Origin of the sequence: Corticibacter populi (assembly GCF_004217315.1) — a bacterium.
In the GTDB taxonomy this organism is placed as follows: Bacteria; Pseudomonadota; Gammaproteobacteria; order Burkholderiales; family Burkholderiaceae_C; genus Lampropedia; species Lampropedia populi.
In genome coordinates this window covers 966,462-979,870 of the sequence record NZ_SGWR01000001.1, presented here as the reverse complement: position 1 = coordinate 979,870, position 13,409 = coordinate 966,462, and the positions used below count along the sequence as shown (strand labels likewise).

The 13,409-nt window shown below is 59.0% G+C and carries 12 protein-coding genes; all 12 read left to right on the top strand.

What is annotated here, in order from left to right:
* Nucleotides 1–17: 17 nt before the first annotated feature.
* The 12 genes from EV687_RS04425 (at nt 18) to EV687_RS04370 (ending at nt 13,382) form a co-directional block, all read left to right on the top strand.
* Nucleotides 18–215 carry a hypothetical protein gene (locus EV687_RS04425; protein ID WP_130466440.1) on the top strand — a complete coding sequence of 66 codons (198 nt, stop codon included), beginning with the start codon at nt 18–20 and terminating at the stop codon, nt 213–215.
* Nucleotides 208–660, top strand: coding sequence for a hypothetical protein (locus tag EV687_RS04420; protein WP_122226619.1), 453 nt, complete (start codon nt 208–210; stop codon nt 658–660). The genes EV687_RS04425 and EV687_RS04420 overlap by 8 nt, the downstream gene beginning before the upstream one ends.
* A 68-nt stretch (nt 661–728) precedes the next feature.
* Nucleotides 729–1,136, top strand: a complete 408-nt coding sequence (locus tag EV687_RS04415; RefSeq protein ID WP_122226618.1) for a hypothetical protein — start codon at nt 729–731, stop codon at nt 1,134–1,136.
* Nucleotides 1,137–1,140: 4 nt separating this feature from the next.
* Nucleotides 1,141–1,767 carry a hypothetical protein gene (locus tag EV687_RS04410; protein WP_122226617.1) on the top strand — a complete coding sequence of 209 codons (627 nt, stop codon included), beginning with the start codon at nt 1,141–1,143 and terminating at the stop codon, nt 1,765–1,767.
* Nucleotides 1,767–2,732: a hypothetical protein gene (locus EV687_RS04405; protein WP_130466439.1), complete on the top strand. Its 966-nt coding sequence runs from the start codon at nt 1,767–1,769 to the stop codon at nt 2,730–2,732. Before EV687_RS04410 ends, EV687_RS04405 begins: the two co-directional genes overlap by 1 nt.
* On the top strand, nt 2,723–3,082 hold the full coding sequence (locus EV687_RS04400) for a hypothetical protein (protein WP_122226616.1): 360 nt from the start codon (nt 2,723–2,725) through the stop codon (nt 3,080–3,082). Before EV687_RS04405 ends, EV687_RS04400 begins: the two co-directional genes overlap by 10 nt.
* 1 nt (nt 3,083) lies before the next feature.
* Nucleotides 3,084–5,954 (top strand): hypothetical protein, encoded by a 2,871-nt coding sequence (locus EV687_RS04395; RefSeq protein WP_122226615.1) that lies wholly within the window; start codon nt 3,084–3,086, stop codon nt 5,952–5,954.
* On the top strand, nt 5,936–7,123 hold the full coding sequence (locus tag EV687_RS04390; RefSeq protein WP_122226614.1) for a hypothetical protein: 1,188 nt from the start codon (nt 5,936–5,938) through the stop codon (nt 7,121–7,123). Before EV687_RS04395 ends, EV687_RS04390 begins: the two co-directional genes overlap by 19 nt.
* A gap of 68 nt (nt 7,124–7,191) precedes the next feature.
* The gene (locus EV687_RS04385) at nt 7,192–7,782 is read left to right on the top strand and encodes a hypothetical protein (protein WP_122226613.1); all 591 of its coding nucleotides are present in this window, start codon (nt 7,192–7,194) and stop codon (nt 7,780–7,782) included.
* A complete protein-coding gene (locus EV687_RS04380) occupies nt 7,782–10,367 on the top strand; it encodes a hypothetical protein (protein WP_122226612.1) in 2,586 nt (861 codons plus the stop codon). The genes EV687_RS04385 and EV687_RS04380 overlap by 1 nt, the downstream gene beginning before the upstream one ends.
* On the top strand, nt 10,360–11,514 hold the full coding sequence (locus tag EV687_RS19020; protein ID WP_170164184.1) for a hypothetical protein: 1,155 nt from the start codon (nt 10,360–10,362) through the stop codon (nt 11,512–11,514). Before EV687_RS04380 ends, EV687_RS19020 begins: the two co-directional genes overlap by 8 nt.
* Entirely contained in the window at nt 11,514–13,382 is a 1,869-nt protein-coding gene (locus EV687_RS04370) for a hypothetical protein (RefSeq protein WP_122226611.1), read from the top strand. The genes EV687_RS19020 and EV687_RS04370 overlap by 1 nt, the downstream gene beginning before the upstream one ends.
* Nucleotides 13,383–13,409: the final 27 nt, after the last annotated feature.

Genomic DNA, 13,409 nt, shown 5'->3' with positions numbered 1-13,409 from the left:
GCGGGAACACTCTCGCCATGGCCAAACGCAAGCATTGCATCAACTTGAAGGCGGGGGAAGCGCTCGAAGTCGGCGCCGCCCTTGTCCTGCTGGAGAAGAAGTCCGGATCCGTTGCCAGGTTGGTGGTGATCGTGGATGAGTCCGTCCAGGTACGAAACCCCGAGCAACTGCGCAGCAGCCATCTGAGCCCACCCCAGGTGAAGCCGCATGAATAAGCAGAAGATCCTTGACCAGTTGCGTGTACAGACCTCCGGTCTTCCCGATGAGGACCGGGTATCCAAGTACATCGTCCTGCAGATCAAGATGCGCAGGATTGCGGTGGCGGATATCCGCAAGACGGCCTATTGGTGGCACCAGTGTGGTGATTTCCTGCTGGCCGACCCGGAGGATATGCGTTGGCAAACGAGCAATGAGCCGGTGTTGCTTGTGCTCAAGGATGGCTCGTTGGTGGACACCACGATGCCCAGACTGCGCGAGCGACTTCCGCAATTGATCAAAGACATACGGATGTACCGTCGCAAGTTGGCGACCGATGATGCCTTGCTGCAGCGTGTGCAGGATGGCATTGACGGCCGCGAAAACCGCTTCCGGCAGGGCCACGCGCAGGGCGACCAGCACGTCATTGCCGATTCGCCAATGGCTGCGGCCTATCCGTTGTAGGCGGGTGGCCGAGCAAGAGAACCTAATCGGCGCGCAGGAGTGCGCCGTTGCCAACTGGAGAACAGGCGATGGCAAACACACTCTATGCGAAGGCGCGTCAGCGCTTTCTTGAAGGTCAGTTCAATTGGCTGACGGACACCATCAAAGTGGTGCTGGTCGATACCGGAGCCTACACCCCACAGACTGAGGTGCATGAGTTCTACTCCGACATCGCCTCATCGGCGCGCGTTACCACGCCAGTGACGCTGACCACGAAGACCACGACCAACGGAGCGGCTGACGCTGCTGATTGCACGTTCACCAGCGTGTCCGGAGCCTCCATCGAAGCGATTGTGATTTATGCGGACACCGGCACCGAAGCGACCAGCCCGTTGATCTGCATCATCGACACCGCGACGGGCCTGCCGATCACCCCCAACGGAGGGGACATCATTTGCGTGTGGGATTCTGGCGTGAACAAGATTTTCCGGGTGTGAGGGCATGCAATCATCGCAATCGACGATCGATGTCTCGCGGGCCCTGACTGATGCGCTGCAGGGACGTGTGTTGGAGAGCGTTCTGGTTGGTGTCGATGGTGCCTTCTCCATACGCTGCCAGGATGGCACCGTGGCGTCGCTGGCGTGCACCACGACATTCACTTCAGCCGTGCAGCACGTCACGGCAGACGGACCGGCGCCATGTGCCGACTGCAGTGCTGCTCCAGCCGCATTGACCGCGGATGATTATCGACCGAAGTTTCCGGCGCCGCTGCAGGATCTGATCCTGCAATCGGATGCCGCGGTGGCGCCAGAGTGTTTGGCTACGAAGCCGCCGGCTCAGCGCGTGACGATCTCTGGCATCAACGGGATCGGCTTCGGCATGGGAGCGAGCAAGAGCGGCATTGACTGGGAGCGCGTTGTGACGCTTCCATCGTTTCAGTTGTTTGCGGAGGAAATGACTCCCAATGCGGATGGCAAGAACTCGCTGGAGCACGCCATTGCCTACGTTGAGCAAGCCAGCAAGTCCAAGAAAGAGGCGGATTTCTTCCAGCAATATGCGGAATGGTTTGATGCCAAAGGCTATTGGCCGGCTGAGACGCCGTTGGGGAGTTTGAAGGAAGTTAAATAATGTCCATCGCAACATCAAATACAACAGCTTTGAATTCCACCAAAGAACAAGCATTGCAGGTAATGCAAGACCTGAATGCGCTGCTTATTTCTGCCGGTTTGACGAAGGAATCCATTGTCGGGGGATTTGATGTTGATGGTGATGTGACGCAGATTCCTGATGCATCTTCTTCTGGTGGGTATTCGCCATGGTTGGCATTTTCCTTCAATGATGGGCGGCAGACACTTGACCCGGTGACAGTCAGTTTCCGGGTTGTAGGTGGTTCATATGGCGCAGCTCAATCGTCATCTCAAAATTTTCGGTACTTTGTGCAAACTCGCGTATCGGCGGGTGTTTCCTCTTCAGGAGGCGCGATTGGCGCGAGTCTGCTATCGGCAGGTATTGGTGGGGCCAGTGGTACAACCTCAAGTGCCCATTCATTTGGTGGCGATGATTCATACAATAAAGGTAATTTTGCTAACTATCGAGGGGACTCTTTGACCTTGATTTTTGGTGCTCATGCTGTTGTGAGAAAAATTGTCAATCCAATGCTGGAGCGTTCAGCCGTATTTCTTCATGTCGAGCGAAAACAGAAGGCCGATGGATCTAATGACACAGGATTCGCCGCGCTTATGGATACGATGCTTCCATCTGGATATGCATCCAATACCGATTACGCAGCGCCAGGAATTATTGGCTCGTCAATTGGATCTTCTGCCACCAGCTCGGAGGATGGATACAATCGCCAAGGAGGAGATGGCGGGGCTTTTGAGAATACTTCGGCTGTCGTGTCGCCCATCTACTATATGGGCACCGGTGGAATTGTCGCAATGCAGAAGGCGTTCACTATCCCCGCAGCTACTGTAAATGCGATGAGTTTGGTGAATCTCGATTTCATCGGAGAAGAACGCCCTTATCTTCCCGAAGTGCCGCACGCGATCTATCCCGCCTCCCAGACCTTTGGCTGGATTTTCGAATGGCAGTGAGTTTCGAGTCTGTCCTGTGGCTGCCAGTGCGTTATGCCCTGGAGCGCGCCAATCTGCGTTCGTTGGCGCGCCGCGATCGACTGATCCTGGCCACCGGCAGCGGCTACCTCGCGGGTTCATTCCCTGATGGGATCACCACTGACGAAGGGGTGCCAACGTCTGCGACGGTGCGTGTGCTGGTGCGGTCAGAGAGTCAGGCCCTAGATGGGCTGCTTTTGCGCTCAACGGTGTCTGCCCCTTCGGGCGTCTGGGAAGTCACCGGCCTGAGCGCCAATATGCGCTATGACGTGGTGGCGCGCAAGGCCGAACGCAATGACGTGATTGCATCGAACGTCGCGCCGAAGGTATGAGATGGCCGACTACACGCCACCGGATGGGGACTATGTTGCGCTGAATTTCAGCGGACCATACACGCCGCCGCACGGGGACCGGATCGCACTCAATTTTGGTGCCGGCGATGGACCTGTTGGGGAGGATCAGTATGTCTTCCCGGGCGGCTGGGCGTCTTCCTCGATTGCGAACCATGACCTTCAGTTGTTCACCCGCTACCTTCTGGCGGTCGGCTGGGGGAGTCTGGCGACCGGCGGTCACGCGATCACCAACAACGCTCGTTTGCTGCACCCGCTTGGGTGGTCGAATGGCGCGGTGGGTTCCGCTGCGCTCACGAAGCCACAGGACATCTGGCCATCTGGTTGGGCAAGTGGTGTTGTGGGTTTGCCTGAAATCTCCAACTGGGAGAGATCCCTGTTATGGCAGGGACGAGACTGGCAGGCGTTTGGCGCGCCAACGATCTACAACTACAACCAGTTCCTCTATGCCGGGAACATCAACCCGAGAAACCTGTACGGCAGACCAGCGGTTTCGCACCGGGAGTTCTACCCGTCGCCGCCAGGCATCAATTCAGCGCGTTATGGTGCGGTCACACTGTCGCATGGGGTGCGTGCACTCGCTCCGGCCGGGATCAATTCGGCACGCTACGGTTCTGCGGCCTGGTTGAGCCATTCACCACGCTACCTCACGCCAAGTGGTATCCATTCGCTAGTGGTTGGCAATTTGGTAGTGGCGCCCACGCGCTACTTGTTTGCGCAGGGGTGGGATTCACAGACGTTCGGTACGACGATCAAGCCGCCAAGCCAGGTGCAGATTGTGGATGGCTGGCGCAGCGATACATTCGGGCTTGGCAATGTCTCGAACTACATCTCCTACGTGCGGCCTCCTGGATGGCTTTCGCACGGCGAGGAAGCATACCGCTTCGGGCGCCAGGAGGTGTTCAACCAAACCCAAGTCATCACGCAGCGCGATGATGGACTGGGTGGGATGGCTGGTGACTTCCCGGCGGCCGAGTGGACACTGGTCACCAATCGCAACCGAGACCTGGGCATCTATGGATTCGACGCTGCCCGCTACGGGTACACCCTGCTCTATAACAATGCGCGTCTGTTGGAGCGGTCTTCCTGGGATTCACAGTCCTTCGGTCGCGCATTCGTTGCCGGCGCCGTGCAGGAGTTGCACTTTGATGGTTGGGACAGCCAGATCCTGACGCGGTGGAGCCGCATCTACAACAATGCCCGGCTGGTGGAGTCTCTCGGGCGGGATAGCCAGGCGTTTGGCTGGGCCCATGTTGAGAGCAATCGGCGCTATTTCCGCTGGCTTGGCAATTGGGACTCGCAGGAGTTTGGGGCGGCGTTTCTGGCTGACAGGGTGCGCACATTGGAGGTTGAGCGGCGTAATTCTATTGAGCCGCCCCAGGTCGATCTCCCGCTGGTCAAACTCAACACCCGTTACCTGGAGCCGTTTGGTGTGGAGCCGCCAGCCGGTAATCGCCACTATGTCTATGAGCGGTTCAACGTCATAGCGCCGCGCTGGACAAAACAGGGCGATTGGTTTGGCGATCCATTCGTCAAGAACCTGACACCTGAGCTGCGCACCAGAGGGAGGGAATCAAACGAGTTTGGAAATGCGTTTGTTCGCACGCAATGGCGAATCATCGGCGTCGATGGCGCCGACATGCAGTTGTTCGGCCGATCGCACATCGCAGACCGCACCAAGAGTTTCAGGACGTTGGGCATCCATTCGATGGTGGTTGGCGACAAGGCGCGCATCTACAACGACTACGTGCCGCCACCAGATCCGACGAAGTGGATTCGGCCATCGGGCTGGTTCCACGAGGACGTGCCAGATCCTGCCTTCAATGTGCGGAGCTTCGACATCAAGGGTTGGGACTCGATGGCAATTGGCCAGTCGGAGTTCTTTGACAACGCCATCCTGCCCGATTCCATTGCAGGGCCTGGAAACTTCGGTGCACCCTTCATCGAGAACAAGGTTCGAACGATCTATGCAGGGCCGTTTCCAATCGGAGAGGTCTTTGAGCCACCCAAAATGAGGGTGAATCCGCATACCGTCTACGCGGTGATGGAGGCGCCTTCGCAGGCGATAGCAAACCACGAGCCTCGGTATCTGCACTACGTCAACAGCGATGGGGGAGATCGAAAGCCGGGCGAGGTTTTTGGCAATCCGCGGTTGAGCCATTTCCCGCCACCACCGATGCATCTAACAGGGTTTGCGTCGAGCCGGCTTGGCAATGCCGCTATCTTCAATGCCACGAACTACCTGTATCCGGATGGATTTACGCATCGCAGGATGGGTGTGCTTGAGGTGCTCGGTGGTGACAAGGTGATTGAGCAGTGGGATAGCCCGGATGTCCTGCTGTTCGGCAGGCCGACGGTTGCCTTCCCGGCTGACCTGGTGACCAAGGCGACGCCAAAGGGTTGGGATTCTCTTATGGTTGGCACAGACACTGAGTGCGACAACTACCACCGCGCTCGCAGTCTCCAGGGGTGGGACTCTATGGGCATGGGGGTGTCGGGCAGCGGCCCCCGGTTCATGCGACAGCGCCTGTGGGTTGGGGCGCCGGACAACCCAACATTTAATGGGTGGGATAACTCAGCCATTGGGGAGCCATGGATATCGTACCGGGTGCGTGAGTATCGATTGGGTGGAAACGACAACCTCTTGATGGAGTATGACCTGACGCGGTTTGCCGATCGGATGCGCGTTGAAGGCACTTCGCAGCCTCCGGTGCCCTCTATGGGGTTGTGGGCTGATGGGTTCGATACCCAAGAATTGGGCTTTCCCGATGTGCAAAACCGGGCGCAGTTCATCAATCCCGATGGCAATGGGGATATGTCAAGGAGTCCATTCGTATGGCAAATACCAGGCTGATGCCGCTGGCCGGCATCAACAACCGATCAGAGGATGACGCGGCACTGGTGCGCGGCGGGGATGATCCGACTGTTTTCGTGCGTGAGGCCCTCAACTTTGACATCACGGATACAGGACGCCTGCACATGCGCGGGCAAGTCAAGATGGTCACGAGCACGCCATACAAGCACCTGTGGTATAGCCATCTGCACGGCGACCTATTCGGGATGCTTGGGACCGCTTGGGTGAAAATCGACCCCGACGATTGGAGCTGCGTCGAACTGGCGGACTTGGGGGGCGGTTGGGCAAGCCATTGCGTACTCAATGGGCGCGTGGCGGTTGCTGGAGTGGATGGCATTTTCACATTCGATGGTCAGGCCGCCACAAGACTGCCTATAGAGACGCCAGGCATGCCGGCGCTGGTCCGGACGGGCGGAGCGCTGGAGTCAGGGGACTATGGCGTGGCCATATCTTGGCTGCGCGGCTCACTCGAATCCTCGGTGTCCGAGGTCGCTTATGCCGCGTTGCAAGACGGCGGCGGGCTGACCGTCGGCATGCCATATTCCATTGATCCGTCGATCACGATGGCGAGGCTCTACATGACCAAACCGGGAAGCCGTGTGCTGCTGCATGCCGGGGATCACGCCGTGAATGGTGACTCGGTGGACATTGTGGCGATGCCACTGCTTGGCGGGGCACCAGAGTTCCAGCACCTGGACGCCATGCCGGCAGGGCGATTCCTTGGACATTGGAAGGGCAGGCTCGTGACGGCAACGAATCGGGTGCTGTCGTTCTCTCATCCGATGGCATGGCACCTCCATGATCGGCGGCATGACTTCGTGCAGTTCCCGCAACGGATCACCTTTGTGGTGGCAGTCGAGGGCGGCTTGTGGGTTGGCCAAGTCGATCATGTGCTCTTTCTCTCAGGATCGCAGCCTGACGATCTGCAGGTGCTTCGACGAGGCGCCAAGGCTCCGGTGTATGGGAGCGCCATATTGCTTGATGCCGAACTGCTGGGGGAGGTGGCTGGAGGGTCGCAGGCGGCGCTATGGCTTGCGGAGAACGGTTATGTGATTGGCACGGCTGACGGGCAGGTTGTCGAGATTCATCGCAAGAGCATCGCCGGTATTCGCGCCTCGGCCGGCGCGTCCACTGTATGGGGTGAAAGGATATTGACGGTGCTGGGATAGCATTTCACCACCATTTACGGATGCGCAGGAGTGCGTCCCGCTGGCGACGGGTTCGCCTTGGAGCGATCATGCTCAACATTCAGAAAAACCTCGCCCGCGATCTGCTTGCCTCTACGCTGGCAGACCGGTTTGATATAACCGATTCTGGTCTTGTGTTCCCGCGCGAGTCCGTGAAGGTGGCGGGGCTCTACACGCCGACGGTGGATGGCATTGTTCAGTCATCGCGCAACCTGGTAACCAAGGAGGGGCTGCTGCATCTGCTGAACGTGGCTCTTGGCTCCACGCCGAAGCCGGCCGGCTATTTCGTGGCGCTGTTTTCCGGCTCTACCGCGCCGGCATCGAACTGGGCAGCCTCCAACTTCGCATCGGTTGCCGGCGAGATCGTCAGCTCGAGCGAGGGCTACACCTTGGCCACGCGCATTCCGTGGACATCCACGAATGCCTCCGCAGACACGCACATCGACAATTACGCGAGCGAGGTCGAAGTGACATTCGCCACATCGGCGACGGTGAACGTGACCGGCTCGGCGTTGCTGACGGCTTCGGCGAAGGGGGCTACTACTGGCGTCCTGGTGTCGGCAACGCTCTACGACGCCCCCTATACCTTCCAGAATGGCAACACGTTCCGGGTTGGCTATCGCCTTGAAATGACCGTCTGATGCACGCGCTGCGCCCGTATGGGCGCTTCGTAGAAGATTCGGACCTGTCTGCCGACGATGCCGCAGCTGTAGCCTATCTTACGAGGCGCCTCACCAATTTCAAGCACGTCTCCGATCTGGAGGCGCTGCGGTGGCGCAGGGTGCTGCCAAGTGGTCGCGTGGCCGTCTTGCATGACATGGGCGGCGTTTTCAAGGTGGTGGTGCGCGAGGGATCCTGTCCATCATCAGCGAGATCGGTGGTCCGCAATGGTGGGTATGTGCCGATGTTGTTCAGTGGTGTGCCGACCACCCCCATCGTCCGGCAAGGCGAAAAACTCCAACTGGCGCTGACCAGCGCCTGCAGGCGTCGGTTGCACCAGTACGAGGCGAACAGTGCGGCGCCTGGCTTGCTGGCGCTGGAGCGCTTCACCATTGAGTACGGCCCGGCTTTCCAGTCCCTCAAGCCCCTCGGTTCGGGTGAAGGATTTGTCTACACGCAGTACCACGCACAGCATCCGAGTTGGTATTCGGGCGCCATGCAGGCGCTCGTGCAATGTGTGGCTGGGTATGGTCGCCAGGATGTCAGTGTGGCGACCAGTGATCCTTATGCCAGGTATGAGACCGCGGTGATGGATGTGCCTCGCGAGTATCTGAGGGATGCGCAAAAGGCCATTAATGGAGTGGTGCTACCTGGATTTTTCGGGCAGCCATCTGCCGATGGGCAAATCCAGTACGACTTCCACCATTCACGATCGCACGGACTGACATTCGGCGACGACGGCAAGCCCTGGCTCATCAGGGTTAACGCGGCCGGCGTCTATGCGATGCCGCTGCCGATGGTGCCGCTGACGACGACGACGGCATTCCGGGCCTATGTCGAGGCGGTTGGCGACGCTGAGATCGTGACGCTGCTGGATATGTTTGGCGGCATGCCAAGCGGCGAAGATTTCCCGCAGTCGAGCTCGGTGTTCGCGGCATGGGTGCGGGCAGGCGGCATTGTGAAGATCGCCGATGTCGGCGACTTCTACTCGCACTATGCGCTCTACGGTGCCTGCGGATGGTCGTTTGCAGACCATGGACGAGAGGGCTACAACACCTGCCTTGAGGCGAGGTTTTCAGATGAGGTGAGTGGCGAGGGGATGGTCTACGCCAATGGCTACAAGTTGAGCCTGCGGATTGGAGCGACACGATTCGACGGCAAGATGCCGCAGGCGCTGATGGATCTGAACACGCAGACATCCGGGCAATTGGCCAGCTACACGAACACAATCGTCAATGGCCTAGGGGATGCTGCTGCGGAGCGTGATGCGATCCTCTACAAGATCTACCGTACGCCAGCAGAGGAGTTGTCCCTGCGCATCTACCAGACGACCCTGGTGGAAAGTGAGGTCAATTACTGGCGAAACCGTGAGCTTTCGCCAATAGCCGACGTGGCCGGCGGGGTTGCGCGGGTGGCATCTGGACCCTACATTCCAGGCATCAGCTTCAAAGTGCCAGAGCCGAGCAGCGGAGGGTGTGTTGACATCGTTGCGCCAATCGAGCGGGGCAAGCTGGCTGGCTATCCAGACCGATGGGACACGATCTTTTTCGGCTACTACAGCGGTGACAGCCTGAAGGTGGTAAAGCAATTTTCAGACGACAACCGGACATACAGCACGGCGGAACAGTCCAATTACGAGGACTGCATGATCGTTGGCAGTTGGAGCAAGACCAGCGCTATCGCTTCATCCAGTGCCAAGGGAGGTTTGTACTCCAGCGACTTTGACTACCGTGAGACGTTGCCCAACAGCAATGTGACGGTCACCGATGTTGTTGGCATGGACCTTGGATATGACAGTATCCCAAGAATTTTATTCCCCTATCCGGTTTGGTCAGGCCTTTCCACAGGCGGCGTATTCCGCTACCGCTACTACAGCACAAGGACGACGATAAAGACCGTATATGACGGGCAATCGATCGGGCTCGGTGCTTGCGTGCCATTTTTAAGCCGTAATGCGTTGCTGTTCGCGCACGCGAAGTGGAATAACGGCAGAACGGTTGTCAGTGATGAACTGAAGTGGAGCTGGATTTCCGATCCTAATTCCTATGCGATCCGAGGCAATTGGTACAGCAACAAGCCTACAGAGTACCGAATTGTTGACGAGCGATTCGGTGCGTCGTCTTGCTCGGATTTCGCAGACAGCGGCAGTTGGGGCCCTGGCTTAGGAGAAGTTACGTCATGGGCGCAATCCATTCTGAATGGTCCAACGGCAAGGTATGGATGGTCATTGGGGACGGAGACGGGCCCCTACGGAGGCGGGTCAGATCCCAAGATCAGGACGCACAGCACGAGCACTACCACGCCGCCAGATGAACCAAACATTGGGGACGTGGAGTGGGAGCAGCGTGGTGTGATGACTGTTCGCCAGAAAGTCAGCATCCAAAAGTACCGCGAACAATCCCCGACGCCCGGTATACCAGGTGCCAGCTTTCGAGAAGATGCCACGCGCAACTGTTTGGGCGACATCACATACGAGGTCACCAGTGAAGGCGGTGCGCGCCGTGGGCACACGAGGTTTCATGGCATTCGCAGCATGCCCTTTTTTATCGGGGTGATCCATGAGTGACGCGCAGGAGAGGTACATCGACATCATTACGGTGAGCGAGTTGTGGCGCACCGGTCGTGCCAATCGCCTGTCGGACACGGTAAGGGTGCGTGATGTTTTGCGGCCGACCAAAGGTGAGCGGATTGCGGATAGCGTTGGCGTGAGTGAGGTTTGGCGAGCTTCCGCGAGCTGTCGCCTGGGCGATGTCGTGCGGGTGCTGGACCGCTTTGCAGGCGGTGCTGATCGCTCAACGCGTTTGGCGGATCGGGTGCGGGTTGTCGATGCGCCGTTGCGTTCGGCCATTGGTGTCCGGCTCGCCGAGGTGGTTGCCGTTGCCGACGCATCACGCGCCGGTTGGACTGGCCGCTCCGTTGATGCGCTTCGGGTGCGTGATGCGGTCGTGCAGGTTGGCGTTGGCGTGCGAAGGACGGACAGGACCTTGGTGCACGATCGCACGTTATCGGCTGTCACCTATCGTGTTGCTGACGATGCGTTGGTGTCAGACCACGCGCGCGGACGATTGGCGGCAACTGCGAGGACGGTTGAGTCTGTCGCGGTTCGTGAGATCTCTGCCGCTCGAGCTGCTGTGGCCGGCCGAGTCACAGAGAGGGCGCTTGCGAGGGATGTGACCAGGGCTGGCTACAGCGCCACCTCGCACGTTCTGGACAGCGTGTATGTGCAGGACTTCATCCCCGCGCGCGCCGGCGCCGGAACGGCGTGGACAGCCGCAGCTGACGGATGGGCGATGTCTCAGTATGACCAGTATCCGTTCGACTCGATCGCCGTGGTCGATGGGGTGGCTTTCGCGACCGGCTCAGACGGCGTTTGGGCGCTGCGCGGTGGGGACGAGATCATTCGTGCGAAATTGACAACCGGGAAGATGGACGTTGGTCAAGGTGGTCTGACCCACCCGATGTACGCCTATCTGGAATACGAACTCGATGGCTCGGCGGTAATGACGGTCACACAGACGCAAGGCGGATCTGTCGCGCAGTCCTGGACCTATCCGCTCGATGGTGAGCCGGCCGCTGCACTGACAAATGGCCGCTTTAAGTTTGGTCGCGGCCTGCGTGGCCGTCACTTCACGTTCGCGCTGGAACTCGTCGGCGAGCGCGCACATATCAACGACTTGTACGTCGTCGCAGACGCGACGAAGCGGAGAATCTGATGGCATCTCAATACCCGGAGTTGGCTGCAATGGGCCTGGCCATGGAAGTGGTGCAGGATCAACGATCGCGGATGAATAGTGACCTGCAGGACTGGTCTTCTGAACTGCGGAAGGTGTTGGAGGATCTATCGGGCATCCGCGTTGGCACGGTGGCTGCTCCAACCCGCCCGGCTGCGCCTACTATTCCCGATGCAGCAGTGAAACTCGACCCGCAGCCTAAGTTCTCGGCGGCGTCGGTTGCGCTGCCGGCCGATCCTGCACGCCCGATGATCGATCATTTGCTATCCGACCTGGATCAGGTGGCTATGGACCCTCTCCCTGATGCCCCGGTTCAGCCAACCTTGCAGGTGCCAAATGCACCGGCGATGAATCTTCCCGCGGCACCGTCGAGGCCGGCGGTCGATACGGATGTGTCAATTCCTGCGGCGCCCGTGATCGATCTGCCGACAATCGGCCAGTTGCGAGACATCCCCGACTTCGATTTCCCGTTGCTGGATGATTTCAACGGCAATCCGCCAAGTGTGGATTTCGCTGTGCCGAATGTCTTTATCGACTGGCGGGAGCCGCAGTACGAGAGTGAACTGTTGGATGATCTGGTGGCATGGGTCAAGCGCTACATGCAGGGCGGCACCGGTCTGCCGGCCCATGTTGAAGATGCGCTTTTTAGCCGCAGCCGCGATCGCATCAGCGCAGAAACCCGCCGCGCTGTGCATGAGTCGGTTTCGGCATTTGCCGCGCGCGGCTTCTCAATGCCGCCGGGAATGCTAGTCAAGCAGATCAATGTTGCCAAGGAGCAGGGGCGAGCGCAGGCAGCAGAGTTGAACCGCGACATCCTGATTGAGGCGGCGAAGTGGGAGATCGAGAACATCCGCTTTGCAGTTGAACGCGGAATTGCCACCGAACAGCTGCTGCAGAACCTGCACGAGAACACGACCAAGCGCCTCTTTGAGGTCGCGCGCTTTGGCGCGGAGGCGCAGATCCAAGTGTTCAATTCACAAGTCGCGCTCTTCAATGCCCGGATTCAGGGCTTTGACGCCATGCGAGAGGCGTTCCGTCTGCGACTGGATCGGGCGCTGGCGACGCTGGAGGTGTGGCGCACCAGAGCGCAGGCTGTGCAGTCGCACAACGCCAACGAAGTGGAGGTCTTCAAAGCGAAGTTCATCGCAGTCGAGCAGTCGGTCTCCACCTTCCGGGCGCTCATGGAAGGGGCAAAAGTCAAGGCCGATGTGGTCGAAGCACAATTCCAAGGCTACCGCGCGGACGTGCAAGCCTATGCGGAAAGGGTCAACGCGGAGAAGGTCCGATTCGATGCCTTCGATTCGCAGGTGCGTGCGGAAGCAGCGAAGGCCAACATGTTTGAGGCGCAGTCGAGGGCGTACGCCACGACTGTGCAAGCCATCGCCAACAAGGCTGACATCAAGATCAAAGGCAAGCAGTTGCAGATGGAGGGGGCGCGCGTGCTACTGGCGGAATACCAAGCGGATGCTGAAGTGTGGCGCGCGAAGGTTGATGCTGTGCTTCGTGAGGCTCAATATGCCTTGCAGGCATTTCAAACAGAGAGCGACGCATGGCGTGCCGGGGCCGCGGTCAATGTGTCCCAAGCGGAAATGAACCAGCGGTTTGCGGACATGCAGACCCGCACAAACATCGCCTACTCAGAGATGCAGATCAGCGAGTTCAATGCCAAGATGCAGCACGCAATTCAGACTGCTCAGCTTGCCATGGAGGCGGCTCGCTCGGCTGGTCAGTTCACGGCGCAGCTTGTAGCTGGCGCTATGTCGGCAATCAACATCTCCGCTGGAGTGTCCGGCTCCGGATCGCAGTCTGGCTCTTGGGGGCGGAGCGACAACTACAGCTACGAACGCTGACGGCCGACCCTGCCCTGTATAGGGTTG